Source organism: Tabrizicola sp. (assembly GCF_030694085.1).
Taxonomy (GTDB): Bacteria; Pseudomonadota; Alphaproteobacteria; order Rhodobacterales; family Rhodobacteraceae; genus Tabrizicola.
Genome location: NZ_JAUXZE010000069.1, coordinates 29,858 through 52,729, shown reverse-complemented (window position 1 = coordinate 52,729; position 22,872 = coordinate 29,858). Strand labels below are relative to the sequence as shown.

The 22,872-nt window shown below is 61.8% G+C and carries 24 protein-coding genes; 8 read left to right on the top strand and 16 right to left on the bottom strand.

Going from position 1 to position 22,872, the window contains the following annotated elements:
• A partial coding sequence (gene purU / locus Q8M85_RS15545) for a formyltetrahydrofolate deformylase (RefSeq protein WP_305546234.1) occupies window positions 1-777 on the bottom strand: 777 nt, incomplete at its 3' end.
• A 196-nt stretch (window positions 778-973) separates the two neighbouring features.
• Between purU and Q8M85_RS15540 the strand changes: the two genes are divergently transcribed.
• On the top strand, window positions 974-1,294 hold the full coding sequence (locus Q8M85_RS15540; protein ID WP_305546232.1) for a hypothetical protein: 321 nt from the start codon (window positions 974-976) through the stop codon (window positions 1,292-1,294).
• A gap of 48 nt (window positions 1,295-1,342) precedes the next feature.
• Here the strand turns inward: Q8M85_RS15540 and Q8M85_RS15535 are convergent, their stop codons facing one another.
• Complete coding sequence (locus tag Q8M85_RS15535) at window positions 1,343-1,597, bottom strand: helix-turn-helix domain-containing protein (RefSeq protein WP_305546230.1); 255 nt, start codon at window positions 1,595-1,597, stop codon at window positions 1,343-1,345.
• A gap of 359 nt (window positions 1,598-1,956) precedes the next feature.
• Window positions 1,957-3,150, bottom strand: a complete 1,194-nt coding sequence (locus Q8M85_RS15530) for a pentapeptide repeat-containing protein (protein ID WP_305546228.1) — start codon at window positions 3,148-3,150, stop codon at window positions 1,957-1,959.
• 133 nt (window positions 3,151-3,283) lie between these two features.
• On the opposite strand from Q8M85_RS15530, the gene Q8M85_RS15525 reads away from it, so the two are divergent.
• Window positions 3,284-3,502: a hypothetical protein gene (locus Q8M85_RS15525; protein ID WP_305546226.1), complete on the top strand. Its 219-nt coding sequence runs from the start codon at window positions 3,284-3,286 to the stop codon at window positions 3,500-3,502.
• A 31-nt stretch (window positions 3,503-3,533) separates the two neighbouring features.
• Here the strand turns inward: Q8M85_RS15525 and Q8M85_RS15520 are convergent, their stop codons facing one another.
• The gene (locus Q8M85_RS15520; RefSeq protein ID WP_305546225.1) at window positions 3,534-3,818 is read right to left on the bottom strand and encodes a hypothetical protein; all 285 of its coding nucleotides are present in this window, start codon (window positions 3,816-3,818) and stop codon (window positions 3,534-3,536) included.
• A gap of 253 nt (window positions 3,819-4,071) precedes the next feature.
• On the opposite strand from Q8M85_RS15520, the gene Q8M85_RS15515 reads away from it, so the two are divergent.
• The 3 genes from Q8M85_RS15515 (at window position 4,072) to Q8M85_RS15505 (ending at window position 6,573) form a co-directional block, all read left to right on the top strand.
• Window positions 4,072-6,069 (top strand): M10 family metallopeptidase, encoded by a 1,998-nt coding sequence (locus Q8M85_RS15515; protein ID WP_305546223.1) that lies wholly within the window; start codon window positions 4,072-4,074, stop codon window positions 6,067-6,069.
• 37 nt (window positions 6,070-6,106) lie between these two features.
• A complete protein-coding gene (locus tag Q8M85_RS15510) occupies window positions 6,107-6,286 on the top strand; it encodes a hypothetical protein (RefSeq protein WP_305546221.1) in 180 nt (59 codons plus the stop codon).
• Between the two features lie 98 nt (window positions 6,287-6,384).
• Window positions 6,385-6,573, top strand: coding sequence for a hypothetical protein (locus tag Q8M85_RS15505; RefSeq protein WP_305546219.1), 189 nt, complete (start codon window positions 6,385-6,387; stop codon window positions 6,571-6,573).
• A 32-nt stretch (window positions 6,574-6,605) separates the two neighbouring features.
• On the opposite strand, the gene Q8M85_RS15500 is transcribed toward Q8M85_RS15505, so the two are convergent.
• The 7 genes from Q8M85_RS15500 to Q8M85_RS15470 form a co-directional block, all read right to left on the bottom strand.
• Window positions 6,606-7,421 carry a bifunctional 2-polyprenyl-6-hydroxyphenol methylase/3-demethylubiquinol 3-O-methyltransferase UbiG gene (locus Q8M85_RS15500; protein ID WP_305546217.1) on the bottom strand — a complete coding sequence of 272 codons (816 nt, stop codon included), beginning with the start codon at window positions 7,419-7,421 and terminating at the stop codon, window positions 6,606-6,608.
• A 55-nt stretch (window positions 7,422-7,476) separates the two neighbouring features.
• Window positions 7,477-8,709, bottom strand: a complete 1,233-nt coding sequence (locus Q8M85_RS15495; protein WP_305546215.1) for a class I SAM-dependent methyltransferase — start codon at window positions 8,707-8,709, stop codon at window positions 7,477-7,479.
• 65 nt (window positions 8,710-8,774) lie between these two features.
• Entirely contained in the window at window positions 8,775-9,521 is a 747-nt protein-coding gene (locus Q8M85_RS15490) for an ABC transporter ATP-binding protein (RefSeq protein WP_305546213.1), read from the bottom strand.
• Window positions 9,522-9,538: 17 nt separating this feature from the next.
• Window positions 9,539-10,372 carry an ABC transporter permease gene (locus Q8M85_RS15485; RefSeq protein WP_305546211.1) on the bottom strand — a complete coding sequence of 278 codons (834 nt, stop codon included), beginning with the start codon at window positions 10,370-10,372 and terminating at the stop codon, window positions 9,539-9,541.
• 120 nt (window positions 10,373-10,492) lie between these two features.
• Window positions 10,493-11,797, bottom strand: coding sequence for an NAD(P)/FAD-dependent oxidoreductase (locus Q8M85_RS15480; protein WP_305546209.1), 1,305 nt, complete (start codon window positions 11,795-11,797; stop codon window positions 10,493-10,495).
• The gene (locus tag Q8M85_RS15475; RefSeq protein ID WP_305546207.1) at window positions 11,794-12,813 is read right to left on the bottom strand and encodes a lysylphosphatidylglycerol synthase transmembrane domain-containing protein; all 1,020 of its coding nucleotides are present in this window, start codon (window positions 12,811-12,813) and stop codon (window positions 11,794-11,796) included. Before Q8M85_RS15475 ends, Q8M85_RS15480 begins: the two co-directional genes overlap by 4 nt.
• 16 nt (window positions 12,814-12,829) lie before the next feature.
• Entirely contained in the window at window positions 12,830-14,773 is a 1,944-nt protein-coding gene (locus tag Q8M85_RS15470) for a hypothetical protein (RefSeq protein ID WP_305546205.1), read from the bottom strand.
• Between the two features lie 112 nt (window positions 14,774-14,885).
• On the opposite strand from Q8M85_RS15470, the gene Q8M85_RS15465 reads away from it, so the two are divergent.
• From Q8M85_RS15465 to Q8M85_RS15455, 3 genes are all read left to right on the top strand, one after another.
• Complete coding sequence (locus Q8M85_RS15465) at window positions 14,886-15,968, top strand: glycosyltransferase family 2 protein (protein ID WP_371135274.1); 1,083 nt, start codon at window positions 14,886-14,888, stop codon at window positions 15,966-15,968.
• Window positions 15,969-16,233: 265 nt separating this feature from the next.
• Complete coding sequence (locus Q8M85_RS15460) at window positions 16,234-17,376, top strand: FkbM family methyltransferase (protein WP_305546203.1); 1,143 nt, start codon at window positions 16,234-16,236, stop codon at window positions 17,374-17,376.
• Window positions 17,373-18,677, top strand: coding sequence for a glycosyltransferase family 4 protein (locus tag Q8M85_RS15455; RefSeq protein ID WP_305546201.1), 1,305 nt, complete (start codon window positions 17,373-17,375; stop codon window positions 18,675-18,677). Before Q8M85_RS15460 ends, Q8M85_RS15455 begins: the two co-directional genes overlap by 4 nt.
• On the opposite strand, the gene Q8M85_RS23415 is transcribed toward Q8M85_RS15455, so the two are convergent.
• The 5 genes from Q8M85_RS23415 to Q8M85_RS15435 form a co-directional block, all read right to left on the bottom strand.
• Window positions 18,674-18,934 (bottom strand): ribbon-helix-helix domain-containing protein, encoded by a 261-nt coding sequence (locus Q8M85_RS23415; protein ID WP_371135273.1) that lies wholly within the window; start codon window positions 18,932-18,934, stop codon window positions 18,674-18,676. The genes Q8M85_RS15455 and Q8M85_RS23415 overlap by 4 nt on opposite strands.
• Complete coding sequence (parA, locus tag Q8M85_RS15450; protein WP_305546200.1) at window positions 18,931-19,596, bottom strand: ParA family partition ATPase; 666 nt, start codon at window positions 19,594-19,596, stop codon at window positions 18,931-18,933. The genes Q8M85_RS23415 and parA overlap by 4 nt, the downstream gene beginning before the upstream one ends.
• Before the next feature lie 332 nt (window positions 19,597-19,928).
• Window positions 19,929-20,627, bottom strand: coding sequence for a DUF6118 family protein (locus Q8M85_RS15445; RefSeq protein WP_305546198.1), 699 nt, complete (start codon window positions 20,625-20,627; stop codon window positions 19,929-19,931).
• 372 nt (window positions 20,628-20,999) lie between these two features.
• Window positions 21,000-22,469: a hypothetical protein gene (locus Q8M85_RS15440; protein WP_305546196.1), complete on the bottom strand. Its 1,470-nt coding sequence runs from the start codon at window positions 22,467-22,469 to the stop codon at window positions 21,000-21,002.
• Window positions 22,470-22,505: 36 nt separating this feature from the next.
• Window positions 22,506-22,802 carry a helix-turn-helix domain-containing protein gene (locus tag Q8M85_RS15435; RefSeq protein ID WP_305546194.1) on the bottom strand — a complete coding sequence of 99 codons (297 nt, stop codon included), beginning with the start codon at window positions 22,800-22,802 and terminating at the stop codon, window positions 22,506-22,508.
• Window positions 22,803-22,872 lie beyond the last annotated feature (70 nt).

The window sequence follows — 22,872 nt, the reverse complement described above, 5'->3', positions numbered from 1 at the left end:
CACGGCGCGGGCCAGGACCCGGCGCTCGATGTCGCGGCCCTTGCGGATCAGGTCGCGCGGCGTGTCGCGGTGGCTGATGCGCTCCACGTCCTGTTCGATGATCGGCCCCTCGTCGAGGTCGGCGGTGACGTAGTGGGCCGTGGCGCCGATCACCTTGACCCCCCGCTGGTGGGCCTGGTGATAGGGCCGCGCGCCCTTGAAGCCTGGCAGGAAGGAGTGGTGGATGTTGATGCAGCGGCCCTCCAGCTTAGTGGCCAGGCCGTCGGACAGCACCTGCATGTAGCGGGCGAGCACGACCAGCTCGGTGTCGGTGTCCTGGATCAGCCGCCACAGGGCCGCTTCCTGCTCCATCTTGGTGTCGCGCGTCACGGGCAAGTGGTGGAAGGGCACGCCGGACAGATCCAGGTGGGCATAGGTGTCGGCGGCGTGGTTGGAGACCACGGCGGAGAGTGTCATGGGCAGCTCGCCGCGCCGCCAGCGGTACAGCAGGTCGGCCAGGCAGTGATCCTGTTGCGAGGCCAGGATCATCACCCGCTTCTTCACCTTCGAATCGCGCAGGGTCCAGTCCATGCCGAATTCCTCGGCGTGGGGGCCGAAGGCCTCCCGCAGCGGCTCGGCGGCCTCGTCGCTGGCGAACACCACGCGCATGAAGAAGCGGCCGGTCTCCTCGTCGTCGAACTGCTGGGCGTCGAGGATGTTACAGCCGCGCTCGAACAGGAAGGCTGAGACGCGGGCGACGATGCCGGGGCGGTCGGGGCAGGCGAGGGTCAGGATCATGCCCTGCCTAAGGCTTGATCAGAACGCGGACGTCAAGGCGGCCAGATGAAGCCCTGGGACAGAGCCGAGGCTGCCAGAGAGGAGAGCCGCAAACAGGAAGCGCTTTTCAGCCCGCCTGTGGGTATGTGCCGGCAAGCTTAAGTTGGTAGATGAGGACCCAGGCGGACTTGGCCCCAAACGACAAGAGGCAGGGCTCATGCCCGCTATCAGCACGGCGCACCCGACGTTTGGAAGCGCCAATGAGGAGCTAAACCTAGGTATGGATGACCATAAGAAGGAACGCAGCTTGGCCCTTCAACCGCCCGCCGTGCTCTCTAACCGCTTCTTCATCGTGGCCACTGGAGGCCAAGTACGTATCGCTTTCGGCGAAGTTGGCCCCGAGGGGCCCATCTACAAACTGGCCACGGTCGTTTCCCGCGCCAACGCTCAGGAACTTGCAAACCTGCTGAACACCCTGCTGAAGGGTCAGGAAAACCCTCAGTCTGAGGCGGGAGTGGGGGGCGCGAGCTATCACTAAAGCGCCAGGCGCTCCTGGCCCGTCGGGCGCCGGTTTAGCCCAACGCGGTTAGTCGTTCGGCGGAACAAATCCCGCGAAATAGAAGTCGACGTCGACCTCTTGTATTTCGGCCAGTTGGTAAAGCAGCGGCGCCGACACTCGGTTCTGACCAGGCTCGTAATTTTGGATTTGCTGGTAGGACCGGCCCAATTTCGCAGCCAAGACCGACTGCGTCTGTCCCAGGGCCGCCCGACGTGCGCGAATGGCCAAGCCGACGTGAGTGTCGATTGCTGATTCCAGCTCGGTTTTAACGACCTTTACCATCGTCTGATTATCGCACTTCAGGCGCGGGCCCCGAGCAGGGCTGCAGGCGCCCTAGGAAACGACCCGAATTTCGCACGTATAAACCTTCCAGATCGGGTCTCGACCGGGATCGGTTTTCCAGAGCAATTCTGCCGCATGCCTTGCCTCGGCCTCGCTTGAGAATCGAGCTGTCGAGGCGCCGAATTTGTCGTGGGGGCCGTAGGGCCGAGGCGCGCCGGCGACGCGCGCCAGCCACATCATTTGGCCGGTCGGCAGGAGAGCGCCAGCGACATATTCTTCGTATTGATGGCTCAAGACCCACTCTCCAGTCTCTGGGCTAGCCGTGATGGCGACGGCTTTCAAGGATTGTCTGGGCCTTGTTAAGCCTCGAGTTCGGCGGCGGTAAGTTCGCAGCCTTCGAGATTGGCGCCGGCGAGATCAGCTTCCAGAAAACGCGCTCTATTGGCGTTGGCCTTCGACAGGTTCGCGTGGCGCAGATTTGCGCGGCTAAGGTCGGTGCGCAGGACGCGCCCTTCGCCCACGGCGAGGGGGCTAAGATCGGCGCCCCGCAGATCGGCGCTGGTGAGTTGCGCGTCTATGAGTTTTGCGCCTCGCAGATCAGCGCCGCGCAGATTGGCGCCTCGCAGATCGCAGCGAGAAAGGTCGGCGGCCTGAAAATGAGCGCCTTCCATATCGAGGCCGAAGAAGACGCTACCCGGCGCAGCGAGCGCGCTCAGACGCCGGCCCTTTAGGCTTCCCAGGGCACGGAAGTCGACCTTTGCAAGCCGTGCAGGCGTCCCTGAACCGCCTTGGGTTTTACAGAAGGCTTCATGGCCCGCGACGACCTGATCTAGGGGCACGTCGTCAAGATAGACCATCACGGGCGGCGGGATCAGCGCATCGGTTAGGTCGGCGCCTGCAAGGGTGGCGAAGGCCATGTCCGTCCGAGTGAGGTTGGCCCGCTTGAGGGAGGCGCCTGAGAGGTCGGCGCCTGCCAGGTTGGCGCCTGTGAGGTTTGCGCGATCGAGCTTGGCCTTCCGAAGCTTGGCGCCGCCCAGGGTGACCCCGGAGAGGTTGGCGCCGGTGAAGTCTGTCGAGCTGGCTGAAACCCCGCTCATTTGGCTTCCGGTTAGGTTGGCGCCTGTCAGCACCGCAAAGTCGAGCTCGCCGACCTTGGTCTGATGCACCAAGAGTTTGTAACCGGCCTGATCGTCATGAAGAGCCGTCTGCCCTTCGCGAAAGTCACAAGAGACCAGGATGGCGCTGGCCAGGTTGGCGCCCCTTAGACAGGCCCCTCGTAAATCAGCCTTGGTCAGATCGGCCTCGCGCAAATCCGCGCCGCGGAGATCTGCGCCATAGAGGATGGCGCCCTGCAGCTTGGCGCGGGCCAGAAAGGCCGCATTGAGCCGGGCGCCGGTAAGGTCGGCTTCTCGAAGATCAGCATTGTCGAGCTGGAGGCCCGAGAGGTCGACATAGGCAAAGCTTGCGCGCTGGCCGCCTGGCCGGCCGGCCAGGAAGCGCGCATGGAGATCCAGGGCCTTACGGACCTCCGCCGAGCCGATGCGCTTTAACATTGTCACTGCTTGGGACATCTGCGCCGCCTCAAGATGGATGACTGCGGCTCGTGGTCGAGGCACGCGCCGTGTCAAAAGGTCGCAAATCACCGTTAAGAAAGTGGGTCTACTTATGCGTGAGTGGACATGGGGCATGCCGATGCATCTTGAAGATGGAGACGTCGAGATTCTGATGGAGGGGCGTCGCTATCGCGGGCTTTGGCGTGTGGAAGCCGGCGCGATGACGGTGCGATTGGGGGCGTTGTCGAAGAGCGTGACCATTCGAGGGATGGAGAACTATCCCGACACTCTTGCGCGCTGGCTTGTCGTGCAGCTTGTGCCCGACTTGGTCTCTGGGAAAATCTCCGCCTAAGCCTCCGTCCACACGCCCGCATGTGGACGTGTCACCAAGATAGCTTGCCGTTGATCATGCCGCTGACCGTCTCGATATCCAAGCTCTGCAGGAAAGGGTGATGCGTCACCGGGGCTAGGAAGCCCATGAGGTTAGCTTTTCGGCGCCACACCGGGATCAGGACGCCCACAAAGCCCGCGGCGCGCGCCTTGGCCTCAAAAACCTCCGCGACGCTCGCCTTGGCGGCGCTGCTCATGCTTTCAAAATTATCGTCGAGCGGCACGATGAGGAGGTTTTGACCGTCACGATCGATATGGGCGCAAGGGTAGGTGGGCATGCGTTGCTCAGCATCTGTTTGAGCAGGGATATAATCCTGAAGGGTTGATTGCCGATTGCCGATTGCCTGGCTTCGCAAAGCTTGAGCTTGCTTCCAAATCCTTAGGCTTGCGCGCGCAAACTGGCGCCTGTTCGAGCTTGTCGGCGAGTCATTCTGTGGTGCGAGAAAACGCCGCAACTTCAAGACCTAAGCTTGTTTCACACCCCGTCGCGGCTTAGTCGTAGCCGGCGCGGGGGCGTAGAGTGTGGTTGCGATGTATAGGCCGTTCCCTGAAGCGTCTGACCTGTCGTCTGAGCCCAACGCCTTTCAGAACGCCGACGCGCGCGGCGCGACCGTCTCCGGCAAAGAGAGCCTCACCGTATCTGAAGCCGCCTTCCGCCTGGTGGGTGGCGAGCCTGGCTGGTCCCACGCGCTAGGGGTCGGGTTCACGGTGACCTACGGCTTCCGTGCAAATGCGCCTGCCAGCATGCCGGATGACACCGGCGGATTTAGCCGGTTCAACGCCAACCAGATATCTACGACTGAGCTCGCGCTGCTGGGCTGGTCGGATGTCGCAAACATCAGGTTTGAGCGAGTTGGCGCGGGGGCCAGCGGTGAAGGGGCTTTCACCAACGCCGCCAGCATCCTGTTTGGGAACTATTCCACTGGGGCGGAGGGCGCGTCAGCTCTTGCGTTCTACCCCGGATCGACAGCTTTCGGCTCGGTCGCGGGTGACGTTTGGACCAACAGCACGCGAAGCTACAACGTTGCGCCCTCTATTGGAGGCTACGGTGGCTTGGTCTTGGTGCACGAGATCGGTCATGCCATCGGATTGGCCCATCCCAGCGACTACGACGCCAGTGATGTGACATCGCCGACCTATGCCAATAGCGCTGGCTATGCCGAGGACAGTCGGCAGTACACGGTGATGAGCTATTTCAGCGAGACCAACACCGGCGGCGCCTTCGGCGGGACCTATTCCGCCGCCCCCATGCTCGATGACATCGCCGCGGCCCAGCTGGAATACGGCCCCAACACCACCACCCGGCTGACCGACACCACCTATGGGTTCAACGCCAACGCTGGCCGCCCCTGGTTTGAGGCCGCGACCTCGACCGCCAAGCTGGTGTTTGCGGTGTGGGATGCTGGGGGCGTCGATACCTTCGACTTCTCCGGCTTCAGCCAGAACCAGATCATCGATCTGCGCCCAGGCTTCTTCTCCAGCGTGGGCGGCCTAAGTGGCAATGTGGCGGTCGCGATCGGGGCCGTCATCGAGAACGCGATCGGCGGATCCGGCTCGGATCAAATCTACGGCAATAGCGCGACGAACCGCCTCTCAGGGGGACCTGGCGATGATGTCCTGGATGGGGGCGAGGGGGTCGACACTGCGATTTTCTCAGCCGCCCAGGCGAACTATCGCTGGGCGACCGATGCGAGCGGCTGGCGGGTGACCGATCTGAGGACCGGGGTTTCCGAAGGTGTCGACACCCTGCGCAGTATTGAGTTTTTGAAGTTCTCCGACACGACAGTTCGGCTTGTTAGCGCGGCCCTTGTGCTGGAGCCGTCGGTGTTGGTCGCCATCACCTACCTGTTGCGGGTGAGCGTCGGCGACTCGCGGGTCCAAAATCTCACCAATGAGTTGGCGCAGCGGGTGGGAGAGGGAAGCCTCACTGACGCGGCGGCGATTTCGAGCATTGTGAAAGCCGCTGGCGCGACAACGTCGGTCGCGACTATGAGTTATGAGTTCTTCACAGGTAAAATACCCACGCAGTCGGGCATTGATTACTTGGTTTCACCAACCGGGCCTAATATCAATAATCTGAACTCCACCTACTATCAGAACTTCAATCTTGAAAACCGCTACATCAACTTTGCTGTCAATCTGGGAAAATTCGGGGAGGGCAGGGATGCCTTCGCTGCGGCCTATGGCGCTCTGAATCTGTTTGACGCCACCCGCCAAGCCTATGCCACGATTTTTGGCGCAGCCCCGACAGACGCCAAGCTTCATGCGCTGTTGGATCCCAGCTTTGTCCTCAACAACGTGACGATGACACGCGCCGACTATTTCGCCTTCTATGGCCAGGATGGCGCTGACGGCTTGGGCGCAAAGGCCGCGATGGTCGGGTGGCTGCTGGCTGAGGGGCAGAAGGCCGATGTCGGAATCTATGCGCGGGCCAATAGCGCCTTTCTGGAGGATCTGGCCGATGGGGCGGCCTTCGCCGTCGATCTGATCGGCGTCTATGGCAAGCCCGATTACATCTACACCGGCTAAGGTGTCAGGCTAAGCCTCACCCCACCCAGGAGCCCAGATGCCGCTCGCAGAAGATGTCGCCCGCCATCTTGAGTACGCCGCCGAGGCGCGCAGGCTGGCGCAAGAAGCTCAGAGCCAAATTCAGAGCCAGGCATTTCTAGAGTTGGCCGACATGTGGGCCACGAGGGCGCAACAACTGGCGATGCTGGCGCAGCCCGCCGCCTCAGAACCCGATTAAGGATCGTCGCACTATCGCATGCCGGGAATTCCACGGCGTCTTAAGGCGATACTAACCAAGCTCCAAGTACCACAGTTATCTGGGTGTGGGGTGGGGCCATGGGCTGGCATCAGATTGAACTGATGATCGAGAACCAGGCCTATAAGGCGCAGTTCCGGCAAGTCGGGTCGCTGGTTGAGGTCGACTGGAACGGCGCCAAGCGCGCCTATTCCGTGGGAGCGGTCAGGATTGAGGTCGCCGCGGCCAACGGCCTTAGAAGGATGATTGCCAGTAAGCCCAGCCTGTAGGACGACAAGGTCCGGAGCTGCTGCTCTTGCGATTAAAGCGAAAAGACCCGCGCCTGAAATGCGCCGTCGTCCACCGACTGGGTCAGCATAAATCCAGTTTTGGCGGCCAGCTGTTCGGGGGCGTTTCCGAGCGGGAAGAACACGTGAAAACGGGTGAAGGCGTAGGACCATTCGTAGCAAGGCGAGGCATGCACCATGCGTCCGTCGTCTTTGAGCAGATCGCGAAATTCGATGAATTGCGCCTGCGGCGAGAACAGGTGCTCGATAACATTGTTTGAGAAAATGCCATCGAAACGCGCACTGACCTCCTCGCGGCGTTTCACCACAAACGGGCTGTCGATCAAGGCGTTAGGTTCGTAACCCCAGACGTCGTAGCCGCGCTCGCGCAAAATCTCGACCGACCTCGACCAGGCCCCGCTTCCCCAGTTCAGGTAGAGACCGCCAGGCTTTGGATCCAGGAGTTCAAAGGCTCTCAGCTCCTCCTCTGTGGAGTCTCCCTCGCTGTAGAAGGAGTAGAGCAGGCTGTAGTCGGCTGAGACGATTTCAGATGGCGTCTGCAGGTACTTCATTGGGCCAAAGACGCATCCGCAGTCAGGACACTCCAGGCGCTCAAGCCGACCGCCCCCAAACATGCAGTGGTCTACCCGCATGGCGTAGCTGGACGGCGGACCAGAAAGCCCACAGGCCAGACAGGCGACAACGGTTTCATCGGCCGTTCGGGCGTCGAGCCGATCTAAGGCGTTCCAGAACGCGGGGATCACAAACTCGCGGAGCCGTTCATTTTGGCTCTCAAGACGGGCCAACCGGCGCTCAAGGTCTTCAAGGGCCTTTGATTGGGTCTGATCCATCCAGTCCTCTTGGAGCTCTACACCGGTGTGGCCGCTCGGCGCGGCGACGAGGCGATTATGGGACCTGATGGATCAGGGTTGGGCTTAAGCCTTGTTCGGAAAACCAGGTGATTAATTCGGAAACCAAATCGAGCTCGACAATGAAGGCTTCGCCATAGGCTGCAGGGATCTCCAGCGCCACCTTCACCAGCTGTTCCATGCCGGCTGGGGTGTCTGTCGGTGCGATGGGGAAGCGGGCGGCTTCTGACCGCTGCGTTCCATCGGCCTGAACGACGGTCGCTGCGAGATTGACGGCCCCGGCGGCGGCGCCTGAAGCCAGCCACAGGCCATTGCCGGTATTCTTCACGCTCACCTCCGCCGACAGCACGCGGCTGGCCGGGTCGAAGTTGTGGGCCTTTACGGTGACCTTTGCGCCCAGGCGCTCAGGGAAGCGGCTATCGGCATCGGTTTCACCGGCCTTGCGCATGACAAACACGCGCTTTTCGTAGCCCTGAGCCATCAACGCCTTGCCCATCTGGTGATAGAAGCCAAGGCCGCCGCGCCGCTCCACGCCCCGCAGATAGGTTTTCATATCCAGCAGGATCGGCGTGTCAGTGAAGGCCGCGAGCCGCAGATCCTGGAAGCCGATGGCTTGGGCGATCTGCGCAATATCCTCGATGACGATGTCGTTCTCGATCACCGCGAAGTTGGCCATCTCCTCCTGGGAGGCCTTGCTGGCTGAATGCCGCGGCCCGGGCTCATGAAAGACAGCCAAGCCGCCGGGCTTGAGGATGCGATGAAACTCCTTGAGGTAGGTGGCTTGATCGGAGACGTGGTGGAAGCTGTCAAAGCAGATGATCCGGTCGACCGAGGCGTCTTCCAGACCGATCATTGTCTCGCCAATGACGTCAAAGGCGATGTCGAGCGTGCGCAGCAGGGGATGCTCGTCGACCGCTGAGCGCGCGATGTTGAGGGCCTCTTGCGAGACGTCGAGCCCGATGGGGGTGCAGCGCATCAGGGCAAGCGCCATCGAGAGCCAGCCCGTGCCGCAACCAAAGTCTACCACGCGATGGCCGGCGCGCAGTTTGGCCACGTCTAAGACGGCGGCGAACCCCGCCAAGGTCGCGCGACTATCTTGGAACTCATGGAAGGGTTTGCGGAGCTGGTGCACCCAAGGATTTTCGATGCTCTTGAAGTAGTCGTCGGCGCGTTGGACGTGCTCGTCGAACGAATAGGCGGCGATCAGCTTCTTGACGTCGATGAAGCCGGTCTGATCCTGATACTGGTCTGATCGATCAAGCGGTTGCATCCAGAGGCTCCGAAAGCGGCGGCGGGAAGGAACTGGGCGCCCTCAAGGGGCAACCCCAGCACGGCCTAGCCGTGAGGGTGCAGCATGTGCTCGACGGCTTGCGACGGGCTCTCCCAACCGACGATGCGCCCACCTTCGAGGTGGAGGATCTTGTTGCACAGCGAATTGATCAGGCTTGGGTCGTGGCTGGCGATCACCAGGATACTGGCCCGATCGACCAGGGACACCAACCTTTGCTGAGCGGCGTCCCGGAACTCGGCGTCGCCAACCGCGATCCACTCATCCATCAGCAGAATATCGGCCTCGATGGCGGTCGCCGCGGCGAAGGCCAGTCTGGCCTGCATGCCCGCAGAATAGGCTTTTAGGGGCATTCTGAGGAAGTCGCCCAGGCCACTGAAGGCGGCGATTTCATCGACCTTGGCGTCGACCTCCTGACGGCTGAGGCCGTTCAAGAGGCCACGCATATAGATGTTCTCGTAGCCTGTCGCAGAGGCGTCTAGGCCCATCCCGACGTCCAGCAGGGCCGACACCTTGCCGGTAATTTCAACCCGACCCGTATCTGGCACATAGGCGCCGGCCAGGACGCGCAGAAGCGTTGTCTTCCCCGAACCATTGCCGCCCACCAGTCCGAGCCGGTCGCCGGCCTCAAGACGGAAGTTCACGTCTTCCAGCGCCTGGACGACGGTATGGCCCGTCGCGCTCTTGCCCATACGGCCGCCGACCGTACGCGCCAGCTCCTTTTTCAGGGAGCGGAACTCGACCCCGTAGACCGGGAACCGAACCGACAGGTTCTCGACATCAATGCGCGCCATGCAGGGCCCCAGAAGATCTAGAGATAGTGGACGACGCGGCGCCGATGGGCGGCGAAGAGGGGGAACATCACCAACCAGCCGAGCAGGGCCATGAGGACGACAACGGCCCAGGCGTCAGTGTTGGTTGCGCCACCCACGAGCGGCGCCCGGATCACCTCGAGCAGATAGTAGAAGGGATTGAGCCAGAGGATGGCGGGGCGCCCAGTGAGCTGCTCGGTGTGCCAGAAGACCGGGGTTAGGAAGAGCGCGATCTGCAGGATAGAGGCGACGATCTGAGGCACATCGCGAAAGCGCGCTGAGGCCAGGGCGATGAGGGCCACGATCCAGGAGAGATTGGCCAGGACGGCGGCCAGTCCGAGGAGAACCTCGAAGGGCCTAATGTCCTTCCAAAAGCCAAAAATGACCGCGACAACGGCGACAATTACAACGTTGTGCCCAAACACCATGAGATTGCGGGTCAGGGTTCGCAGCACGAACGTGAAGATGGGGGTGGCGCTCTGCCGGATAATTGGGCCGCCGCCGATAAAGGCGTCGCAACCCTCCGTCAGGGTGCTGGTGATCAGTCCCCAGACAACGATGCCGCACGCCAACCAAGGCACGTAAGCCTTGAGTTCCAGGTTCATGAGACTGGCGTATAGAACGCTCATCCCAGCAATCAAGAAGCCCATGGACAGCGTAATCCACCACGGCCCAAGTATTGATCCCCGATAGCGCATGCGGATGTCATGCAGCGCCATAGTTATCCAGATATGATGTTGCGAAAACGCTGCGACAATATCTTTTGCTCCATCTGCGAGGAGCTGAGATTTTCTGGTCGTCGCGCTGTAGACGGCTGTCTTTTCGGGGGTCATGTCGGATTTACTTTTTGCGCGCGCCGCCGCGCAGCTCTATCAGAGGGACGCATGGCGGACAAGCGGTCGAAGGGCGGCGTTTTACAGACGCGTCCACACGTGGACACCTGGGCGTGCGGACTAGGGCGGGGTGAGCAACGCGGCGGCCTTGCGCCCCTCGCGCACGGCGTAGTTGGTGCCGCGATCTTCGGGATAGATTTGCGCCATGCTGAACAGGGTCACCCCCTTGATGGGCGTGACATGTGACGGGATCATCTTCGAATAGTTACGGGTCGTGACGGGCTGGGCGTGATCAGCCTTCCAGACGTGAGCGGCGTGTATCCAGCTCTCGTCAAAGTCAGGGAACATGCGCTTAATATAGGGCAGAGCGTACGCAACATACAGGTCATCGGATATCGTATAGAGCGGATCTGAGTCCGGCATGTACCTAGAGAGGTATACGATATGCTTTCCGCCATATGTCTCTGGCGGCTCAAAATTTGTATGCTCGATAACGCCGACGAAGGGAAAGCCGGGCTCGTTGACATTGATCCAATAGGTTGTCGAGAGGCTGCGATCGAGCTCCAGAACGATACAGCGGTTGGCGAGGTACTGGACCTTTCTCAGGGCCTGTAGCCAATCGCTCGGCGCCGATTGCGCCAGCAGGTCGGCGGCGATCGGGAGGGCTGTGGTCAACAAGATCTGGTCGGCGGGGACCTGCTCGCCAGACGCCAATCGCACCCCGGTCGCTTGGCCCTCGTGAACATCAATCTGGGAAACCGTCTGACCCAATCGCACTTCACCGCCGGCCGCGACAATGGCGTTGCGTAGCTGCTGGGCGAGGGCGGCGAAGCCGCCTTTGTAGTAGGCCAGGATTTCGGAGCCGTTTTTGCCGCGGCTGCCGCCGCGCAGCTGAAGCTTGAGCAGAAACCAGGTGGCCGAGATTTCATCCTTATAGGTGGAGAACTTTGCGTCGAGCAGCGGCGCCCAGACGAGGTCGTAGACGCGCCGGCCACAAAGTCCCACGAGCCATTCTTCAACGCTGAGGTGCTCGATGCTCCGCCAGTCCTTGATCATCCGGACCTGCAGAACAAGAAAGCCCAGCCGAAGGCGATCAAGGAAGGGAAGGGCGGTAAACTTTAGAACATCAACAGGCGAGGAGAGGCGAAATAGTCTGTTGTTATAATACAGTCCGGTCTGGGACTGCCGATGCAGGATGTTGTTCTGCAAGCCGAGGTCGGCGATCAGATCCATGATGTGTCGATCGCTGACAAACCAGTGATGGTAGAATTTTTCCAACAAGGTTGAGCTGCCGATTGGAAACCCGCCAGCCAGGCCGCCTGGCTCGCCATCGCTGTCGAAAACGATGACCTTCCGCCCCGCCTTAGCCAGGTCGTAGGCGGCTGAAAGGCCTGTAAAGCCGGCGCCGACAATCGCGATCGTCAAACTTGCTCTCCCTGAATTCGTCGCGTTTTGGCCGCGCCTATAGCGGATTGCAGGCCGCGAGCGCCCAGCCAGGCCACCCCAGCGCCGGTTACGAGAAGCCAGAGGGCGCCATGGACCACGATGGCGGCGATGGTGGCGTTGCCCAGTGAGACCCCCAGCAGCTGAGCAGCTTGTTGGACGGCCAGATGAAAGGTGCCGATGTAGCCGGGGCTGGAGGGAATGATTGTGGCCAGCGAGGCTGTGCAGGTGACGAAGAGAGCGCCCAAGGGCATGAGGCTCGCGCCGACGGCCTGGAACGCGGCATAAAACACCAGGCCTTCCAGGATCCATGCTGCGATTGTCGACATTCCCAGGCCGAAGAGAATCCCAGGCCGGCGCAACTCGCCCATGGCGTCGAAGAAGGCGACAATGGCCTCCATCACGCGTCCGGGCGTGGGCTTTTGGAAGTAGGCGAGCCTTCGCAAACGCGCCAGCAGGTGAGGGCCCAGTACAATGACCAGTCCGATCGCAAGCAGGGCTCCACCGCCGATCACCCCGGCGGTCAGCGCCACAATACTCGAGCCTTGCCCCTGGTAGGCCAGGAGACCGATGCTGGCGCCGAGCAGCAGGGCCAGGAGGTCGGCGCAGCGCTCCACCACCATAGTTCCGGTCGCAAAGCTGGTGCTGACGCCCAGCGGAGCTGAAAACGCCGTTGCGCGAGCCACATCCCCAAGCCGCAGCGGCAGGAGGTTGTTAAGCGCCATGCTTCCCAAAAGGGGCCCTGCGCATTTCCAGTAGGGGAGATCTGGGTTGCGCACCCGCAGCATTAGGCGCCAGCGCAAGATGCGGACGCCGTAGTCGCAAGCCACGGCGAGACCTGCGACAGCAAGCCAGCCAACCCTGATCTTTTCCAGAACTCCCCAAAGCTCGCTGAGGCGCACGCCTCGAAACAGCAAGATCAGGGCGAGCCCAGAAAGCAGGAGCCCGGCAAGGAACTTCAGGCGGCCGGTTCCCGCGCGTTGTGGGCGACGGGTCATGTCTGCAAGTCGCCCCCTAGCCACCAGGTTCCCCCTGGGGGGCATAGACAATCTGCGCCGCCTCAATGCCAAGGCCTAGGCGTCGCTGATCGGGCCCAAGGCCGAGCTCTGCGGGCGAGATCGCATCTGGCACGCGCACATTCAAGGTGATTTCCCTCGAACCGAGAGGGTGGCCAGGTACGTCCAATTCGAAGAGATGCGCCGGGTGAGCGCTGTCGAAGGTGAAGGCCTGGGCCCGCCCGCCCGCGACAGAGATTTCCGCCTTGAGCGTGGAGGTTGGGGTCGGCAGGAAGCCGAACGCCTGAATCCGCACCTGGACGGGGCGCAGACGCGGTTCGTCGAGCGGTAAGACGACTTGAGCCACCTTGGCGTCTGACCAAGCGCCGCCGAGCTCCGGGGCGCTCCAGCCTGCCTTAAGGTAGGCGCCGCCCGTCTCGCCGGCCTTGAAGAAGACGCGGGTCCCCAGAACCAGCCCCTTTCGGGCATAGGCCTGGGTGGAAAGGCATCGACCGGAGAGGAGCACCAGGTGCTCGCGGTTAGGGCCTTGGCGACACGGGCGCGCGTCGTAGCGCGGGTCCCCATGCTCTGTGAGCACCTCGGGCACATCGAGCAGCGCGGTCGCCGGATGGGTCTGCAGGATGGTCAGGGCCAAGGCGTCACGCGGCGTCTGCAGGACCGCGACCGTGGCCATGTAGTTGACGATTGCGGGGTGTTGATCGGAGACGAAATAGGTCAGCGGAGGCTCCGATAGGCGACCTGCGTCGACGACGGCCTCCACTCGGGCGAGAAGCCCGGCGGTAGCGTCCACGTCGAGCTTGGATGTCGCGCCATAGAGGCCCAGCAGAACCAGGAGATGGGCCGTCACCAGAAGGACGCCATTGACCTGCCACCCCCATGACTGGGCTGTGGATCTAGGCCCCGCGGAGAAGAGCACCGCAGGAATGATGAAGACCAGGAGCGTGATGACGCCAAAGGCGTGCTTCAGGACGGCATATTCTGATCCCGCCCCGAAGCTCCAGGCGAGCGATTGCAGAAGCGCTGCGATCGCTGTGGCCGCGCCAATCATCGCCAGTAGGCCCGCTGAGCCGGCATGCTTGGACGCCTTGCGCCAGTCTGAGACGAAAAGGCTTAGGCTGAGCGCCAGGAGCAGAGCGGCGGCGGTTCCGATCAGCGCCGGGGGGATGGAGACCCCAAACTCGACGCTGCCGTTGTTGCCCGCAATCCTGGCCATCGCCAGAAAGTGGGGGTTGGCCACCACCATAAGCGGGGCTGACACCAGGGTTATGAGGTAGGGCGCTGCGATTTGGCGCGTCTCCTGCCAGGCCCGCCAAGCGTAGGCTGCGGCCACGAGGGCTAGGGCCAGAGCGAGTTTCAACGCTCCCAGCTGATGAACCTCACCGCAGATGAACACCGCGGCCGGCGCAAATAGGGCAAAGGCGACCGGCGCGCGGGTGACAAGTTTGACCCCAATAACGTAAGAAACAACAAAGAGGGCCTCTGCGACAAGTTGTGCGTAGAAGAAATTTCCCACAACTTCCTGGCCAAGAAGCATTTGTCCCCGGTGCATAAGCAGCAACCCCAGCGCCAGACTGGCCAGCATGGCTTTTAAGGAGATGCGGCGGGCGATCTCGATCAGACAGAGCCATATGAGACCGGCGGCGGCGTAGGCTGTCACGCCCAGGGCGTTGAGGCTGTTTGATCCCAACCCGACCCACAAGGCCGCCAGCCGGTGAGCCAGGTTTGGATAGACGTACATCTCGCTGAGATAGGCCGCGCTTGAGGCTGGCAAGGCTCCACCGGCCTTGAGCGCCTCAACGAGCTGCAGATGGTGCGCCAGATCGACAGAGTTGCTGAGCAGCTTGTCGTGGAAGACGATGGCGCTAAGCGCACAGACATAGATCACCGCCACCAGGGGAGGGGCGATCGCCACCATCGCCTTACCAACCGTGCTGCGCTGCATGCGAGGCTCCCAACCGCTGCGGTCTTACAAGAGGCCACAGGGGGCGGCCAGCCGGATACAGGAGCCTGTCGACCGGCGCGCGACGCGCGCGACGCTATGGTAGACGAGACCTATGCTGTCTTCGCCGCCCATCCGTTCCATATCCTCGCGCCGGCGCAGGAAACCCGCCGCTTCGCGTCAGCCTAATCTGTCGCCTCCAAGGCCGCGGCTCAGCGTCCTTGCCCCTTGTTATAATGAAGCGGGTTCCCTGCCAGACTTCGCTGCGCGCATGACCATGGCTTGCCAAGCCGTGGTGGGGAGCGACTACGAACTCGTGCTGGTCAATGACGGCTCGCGGGACGAAACCTGGAGCCTCATCCAATCCCTGGCCGCTCAAACCCCGCAGGTCGTGGGCGTCAATCTGGCTCGGAACCATGGGCATCAGCTGGCCGTCACCGCCGGTCTGAGCCTGACGAGAGGCGAGAGGGTTCTGATTATCGACGCCGACTTGCAGGACCCGCCGGAACTTCTGGCGGCGATGATGGCGCGGATGGATGAGGGGTTTGACGTTGTCTTTGGCCGCCGCAGGACCCGGGCGAATGAGACGCGGTTCAAGCTTTGGTCGGCGGCGCTATTTTACCGCTTCCTGCGCGCGGTCTCTAACGTCGAGATCCCGGCCGACACGGGTGACTTCCGCCTGGTGTCACGCCGCATCGTAGAGCGCCTCAAGGCGATGCCTGAGCATGACCGCTTCCTTCGCGGAATGGTCGCCTGGCTGGGCGGACGCCAGAGCGAGCTGCTTTACGATCGCGACGCCAGGCTGGCAGGGGAAACCGGCTACACACTTCGGAAGATGGTTCGGTTGGCGATGGACGCCCTGGTGGGCTTTTCCAACGCGCCGCTGCGTCTTGCCAGCCTTCTGGCGCTGCTTGGCGTAGGCTTCGCCATAGCCATGATCGCCTATGTCTTCCTGGCGTTCTTCCTCAGTCCCATTCGGGCGCCTGGCTATACGAGCCTAGCCTTGCTGGTGATTCTATTTTCGACAGCTCAGCTGACCTGCCTGGCTATCCTGGGGGAGTATGTCGGGCGGGCCTATATGCAGACCAAGGGCCGGCCGCTATTCCTGATTGAGGAGGTCGTCAGTCTTCAGGTACTGGAGGCGCACAAGGTGCGGTCATTCCCTACAATCACAGCCTTAAGCCAGCGTGAAGCGTGAGGATGTCGAGTGCCCTAGCTTGGTAAGTTGCTCAGTTTTGAGCTGTGATGGAATCGCACCGTTCTTGGACTACTCGTTCGATCCTTGGCGGCCCCTCCCCGCTCTATCATACGACCTGATCGATCCCCTCGATTTTTAGGAATGGACTTAAGTGGCGCGCGCCCAAATCTCTCTCAGCATCAAGAACGCCGTGTCAGCTAGCGCGGAGAGCGGTCCTCCGTCCCATGCGTCTGATCAGCCTCCAACCGAGAGGCTGGAAGCCGCTGTGGCTTCATCGGCCAATCTGCGGCCATTAACTTTGCGCGGCCGCCTTTTTGGCCGCTTGGCTGACTATGCCCGACGTTACCTCACCGCTTCGGTTGAACACCGCCTGACACACGTCCTGACGGTTCAGGGCGCTCTGCAGGATCGCCTTGAGGCCATGAGCGCGCAAAATGAACGGCTTGAGTTCATGGTGCATCGACTCACAAGCCTAGCAGAGGCCACTCAAGGCGCGCTTGGAAACGCCCTCGTCAGCGTGGACGCATCAGTCGCAAGCGTTAGTCGTGAGGTCAGCAACTTGCCTGGCCTGATGGGGCCACGGTTTGACGAGCTGGACATTAAGGTCAGGCCGCTGATCGCTTTCGATGAGACCTCCTATGCCGTCAGATTGCGTGATGGCTACGCAATGATCCCGCGCCAGGAGCCGATATTCGCAGTGATGGTCGCCAACGCCTCGTCGGGAGGCTTGGAGCCGGGGACGCGACGGGTTCTTAACGCGCTCATCCAGCCCGGCATGGGGGTGGCCGATGTGGGCGCCAATGTCGGCCTGCTCACCCTATCCTGCGCGGTCGCCACGGGGCCTTCAGGTAAGGTCTTCGCCTTCGAGCCTGAGGCCGGTCCGAGAGCTCAGCTTGAGAAGACGTTGAAACTCAATGGCCTAAGGTGGGTTGAGGTCTTCGACCAGGCTGCGGGCGCGCTCACCGAGGAGCGGATGTTCCATATCAGTCCGGTGATTGGCCACAGCTCCCTTTATGCCTTGCCACAGGAGGACGGCGATGGCCGCGACGTTACGGTCCAGGTCAGCCGGCTGGACGATATAATCGGACCAGATCAGCGCCTGGACGTGGTCAAGATCGACGTTGAGGGTGCGGAGCTAGACGTCTTATCGGGCATGGACCGGCTCTTGAGTGAAAATCCAGATCTGGCGATCGTGGCCGAGTACGGCCCCTCCCATCTTGCTCGCATTGGGCTGACGCCGAAGTCGTGGTTCGACGCCTTTAAGAAGGCCGGTTTTCAGGCCTACGCGATTGAAGAGCCGACCGGGGTGTGTCGGCGGGTTTCGCCGGCTGATCTCGTCGATGTGGTCTCGATCAATCTGGCCTTCGTTCGGCCAAAGGGCGCGGCCAAGACCCGCCTTCCTCTATGAGGATCGCCTGGGCCTCCCCGATCAGTCAGCGGTCCGCCATCGGGCGCGACGGCGCCGATGTAAGTCGTGCGCTTTTAGCGCGAGGCCACACTGTAAAGATCATCGCTACAGATATTGAGAGTACGGACGACGTACACGATACCGACGCCGAGATCATTCACTGGAAGAACATATCGTCAGAACAGATAGCGCGGGATTTTGATGTCCTCGTTGTTAACGTCGGGGACAATTATATGTTTCACGGCGGCGCTTTTACTCTTTTCGGAGGGGCGCCATCCGTCGGAATCTTCCACGACTTCTATCTCTACAACCTATTCAGCGGATGGCTTTGGCAAGGCGGCGCGCGCCCTGATGACGAGCGCGGTTGGCTGCACGACCAGCAAGTCGCCCAGACCTATGGCTCGCAGGCGAGACCCGACGCCCTAGCGGCCCGGTCAGGGGCCCTATCTCTTGCTGACATCGCTCAGCGCCTGCCCATGACGGAGTGGATAGCGGCGCGTTGCGAGGGGGCTCTAGCCCATTCCGCGTTCTATCTGGACCGCTTGCGCGCCAGTTGCCCTGGCCCGGTCCAGACGGCCGCCATGCCCGTCACAGGCCGCGGCATTCCAGCCTTAGGGCCACGGGGTTCGTCGCGGTTATCTGTGCTCACCGTCGGGGTCATGAACCCAAATAAGTGCGCTGATAAGGTCATTGCAGCCATCGCGGCCTCCCCTGCCCTCGCCGCGGCGCTCGATTACCACCTGGTTGGCCCCATCGAGCCCTCCGAGCGCCAGCGCCTGGAGGAGCTCGCGGCAGATTTGGGCTACCTCCACCTGACGATTCACGGATCGGTGGATGACGAGGTGCTGAACGCGCATCTCACCGCCGCCGATGTCATCTGCTGCTTACGCAACCCGGTGCTTGAAGGCGCCTCGGGTTCGGCCATCGAGGGTCTGCTGGCCGGTCGGCCCCTGATTGTGGCCGACGCGGGCTTCTATTCTGACCTGCCGGGTGACCTCGTGTTCAAGGTCCCTGCGGATATCGACCTGACGAGCCTGACCGCCCAGCTTGAACGCCTGGCCCGCGACGAAGGCTTGCGCATGCAAACTGGCGCCGCGGCAAGGCTATGGGCGGAGAGCCATTTCAATCTGGAGGCCTACGTTCTGGCGCTCGAAGGGCTGATACACGATACGATTTCGGCCAACGCCGTGCTCAGCATAGGCAAGACCTTAGGCGGTGAACTGCGAAGCCTGGGCCTGACCGCCGAAGATCCGGCGGTCGAGCGCATCTCGGCGGTTCTCTGCGAGATCTTCCCGACCTAGCGCTCTCCCATCGGGTGCCGCCCGGCCTGTCGCAAGACCGCGTCTAGCCCCTCCCCTATCAAGGCCTGCACGGTGACGTCGCGTTCCACGGCAAGGATTTTTATTGCGCGTGCCAGTTCGGGGGAAAAGTATCCCGCGATCATGGTCTTTCCGGTACGCGCTTTCGCGGAAGGCCGGGTGGCTTCGGCAGGAAATTCCGGGGCCTGAGGCTGCCCAGCAGCGGCGGCCAGGCGGGCTGAAAGTGAGGGACGGCTCATGCGTGGGCCTTCTTCGACTGCGCAACAGGTGGACGTTCGGACATGTGGAGTTGTCCACACATCCACTTGTACAGGTTTTGGACCTCGGTTGCAGCCTTGCTATCGCTATCGAATTCGCTGGCCGTTTGCCCATTCAAAACCGCATGACGGAAGGCCGCCCGCTCCACCAGGCATAGGGGCACCAAGGAAAGGCCCAGACTGTAGATCACTGTCGCCACCTCTTCGATCAGGGCGGTGGCGCGCGGGGGTACGGCATTCAGGAGGGCGAAGCCGGGCTTGCTTGCGACCTTCACAAGGTCCGCCGTGGTCCTGATCGCATGAAGGTCAAAGGCTGAGGCGCGGGTCGGGATAATGACAAGGTCGGCAGCCTTAGCCGCCGCCACAGCTGCAGAATCGGCCGCTGGGGGGCTGTCGATGATGACCAAGTCCACACCGCTCTCCGCGGCCTCTTTAAGGGTGGGCGTAAGTCGGGCGTGGGGTGCGGCGACGACGGCGGGGTTTTCCCCGCCCCGCCAGTCTGACCACTGCGCGGCCGTCGCCTGCGGATCGAGGTCGACGAGCGCGACGGTGTAGCCAGCTTGAACAGCGGCGACGGCGAGATGAACGGCGATGGTGGTTTTCCCCACTCCGCCCTTTTGACTGATGATCGCAACGACCTTCATCCCGCTCCCCCGCAAAGGATGTCCACACGTAGACGGCTCCACATAGCAAATCCTCCGCAGGACCGCACGTAGATTCGCGGACGCGTGGGCGCGCGGACACCACACGTGGACACGTCGGCATGCGGGCTCGTGGACGCGAGGACCTTTTCGCCGGCGGGCGCCTATTTCTGACTGGGTTCCTCCGCCCAGGCCCTCAAGCGGCCTCGTCAGCGAGCTCATCTAGCGCATGCAGACTCAAGGCGGTGAGCGCCTTAGCGCCAAGAGACACCCAAGTCCACGCGCCGACACTCTGACGTGTCCACGTGCGGACTCGCACGCGGAGCTCTTAGGGATTAGCGTTGGGTCTCGGCATTTTTCCCCATACGAGGCGCAGGTTGGACGACGAAGCCGCAGCGCTGCGGCTGGTTGGTCTTCCGGACCGCCTCGCGGCACCTTTCCAGCGCCTTGCGGTTCGCCGCTGCAAAATCCGAGGCGTCCGCCAAGGCCCCCCAACCTTGGGGGCTCGCGCTCTCCATAAGCCGGCCGCCAGCCTCCCAGCGATCCAGGCCCAAGGTTGCGGCAGCCATCCTTTCCGGCGCTCGCCAACTGGCAGGAAGCGAGCGCGCGACCGGGCCCGAAAAACAAACCCATATGACCACACCCACGACAGCGCCTACGGCCGTCATGATCACAACTTGGCGGACTTGCTCGCGGCCCGTGCGCCATCCCGCGGCCAGATCCTCAAGACCGGCGCCGGCCGTAACAACGCGCTGCACGGCGTTTGAGAGTTCGCGGCGGCCTTGTTGGGCGGAAAGCTCGTTTGCCTCCCGAAGGCGGTACGCGAAGGTCTCTGGGGTGATCTGCAGGGCAGGGTGACCTTCAACCGCGGCAAGGCTCTTGGCGATGGCGCCGAGCGTCGGCGTATAGTCGGGAGACGCCTGCCCTTGGAAGGCCGCAGACAAGCCCTCCACGCCGGCGCGCAGTTGGATCACCTCGGCCCTGAGCGCCTCGAAGGCCTCGGCCGCCGCGTCTTCGGGCTCATCGTGCGCCATGGGCCGTTCCTGTGGCTAAGCCCTCGCCCGACACCAAGCGACCGCGCCAAATCTTGGACAGGTGCGCCGGGGGAGGGGAGGGCACGACAGCGTTCGATATTGGTAGCGGACACCGTCGCGCACGTACGGCGATGTTAGCCTACGTAACGCGCAAGATTGGAGCGTTACGCCCGTCCTCAAGGGAGCGAACCAAGAGGGCGGGCGCCGCGTCAGGCCACGATCTGGAGAGATCTCTGCCCTAGAGGGGCCGTATATCAAACGGCGACCGCTGAGAAGCTCTGCGTGTAGCTAAAGGGCACGGCTCGCCTCGAACCCCGGCGGCGCCTTTCAAGTCACGCCGCGTGACGGGAAGGGGGCATCAAGTCGGGGCTGCTAAACAGGCCAATGCACCTGATCAATAACGGAAGCGGTACCTACAAGACTGATCGTACTCCCATCTTCAAACCTGAACGTTACACTGTCGAAGTTCAGATCAGGCGCAAATGGATTAAGTACATTTCGATCATACAAAACTATCTGCTTAGCCTGGACAATAATATCTACATTTTTCACTTGGGCATGGAAGCGCGCAATCGCTGCGTCTATACTAGAGTCAAATTCCGCAAAGACAGGCAGAATCGGTATAGAAGATTCACTCGTTACTGGAGAGGGCGCGCTCGGATCAATGTATTGACCGCCTTGCACCAATGTCGGACCTAACTGCGGCCTGACTTCTGACCCCTGAATAGGAAAATTTGTAATGCCGACCTGGTCGCCCCGGTTAATGAGCGCAATTATACTTTCTGGAAGCTTATCGACCTGAGGCGGGGTCATAGCGAGCAGTCCTGCTAAAGCCTGACTCGCAGCAATGATCGCAAGAGCTTCGCCCGCTGAGAGCGGCGCCGCCGCAGGCTTCAGGATAAATATGGTCTTGCTCGAACCCTCGTCCAAGGACGAAGCTGCAGGCGGAGACGGTGCGACAAAGGCGATTTCCGTACGCGCGTCGGCGCTACCGACGATCGGCGAATAATCCGGATCGTTCCCTGTTCGCAAAGCCTCGAGCCAGGGCTGAGGGTCGCGTGTCGCTACCCTCCAATCCGCCACTGGTTGAGCTTCAACAGCAGCCTGCGAAACCGACACTTCCGGCGCAGCCGCAGGATTGACCGGCTCGGCAACCGAGACCATCGCCCCGCCCAGGCTGACATGCTGCCAGTCGAGATCGACCGCGAGGGACCCAAAATGGGCCGCCTCGCTCACCAGGAATATCCTCTCTTCACGTAGAATAAGTACAGCGCTCAAAACCACGGCGGAAAACTGGCGAGCATCCATCTCTCCATGCCCCGGGGCGCTGGAGAGCGGCAAGCCCGACGGCTGCGCAATCGTCAGGAGGGCTGAATGGCGGCGCGGTTCGGCCTTACCATCTTGACCGTCATGCGTTTCCGTAGCCTTGGCTTCGCTGGTCTGGAAAAAGGCCGCGCCTACAAGCGCGATCAGCAGCGCCGCTGGGTGAACAAAGACGTTGGAATTCGTCTGTTGCCGAGCCTTCGCCAGAGGATATCGTGCAATAAGGGCGCGAACCAATGCTGCGAATTCAGAGCCTCGCGCCGGCTCCTCGAATGAGGCCCCATCAACGACATAGAGACCGTCGATCCGAGCGAAGTGAATAAAAACGTCGCCTGTATCTGCCCGGCAAAAGATAAACCACGGGTCACCCTCATCGGATACGCCGCGGTCGCTTTCCAACTGAACGCCCGCTTGTACGAGCGCACTTTCGACACGATAGAACTCAGCAATCTCCTGCGGCGCCCAGTCGCGCACCAACGGCGCGGGTCGCTGAAAGAAGGAGAGGATCTGAGCGGCCATGGCGCTATTGGTTCCCGTTAGGCCAGCAGGCCAAATCTACTCCTGAAAGAGAATAGCGTGAGTTATTGGGTCATAGAACCTCAAAATTTCACGCACAAATTCCTTATCGTTAACACCGAGAGCTCGAGCCCAATCGCTATATCTGTCTGGGGGTATGCGACCGCGGCCCGTTTCGAGCTGGGAAATGAAGGTATAGTAATCCGCGCCGACACTCGCTGCCAACTGACGCTGCGACAAGCCAGCAGCATCCCGGAGCTCCTTTAGCCAGCGGCCGCCTTCGCGGCGCAGACCTTGCACCTCAACGGCGCTGCGTTTCTGCGGATTTCCGTACATTTTCTCAATCCATGCGCACTCAGGGGCAGGGCGCTCACGCCTGCCTGACTATCGTAATAGCATATATTTA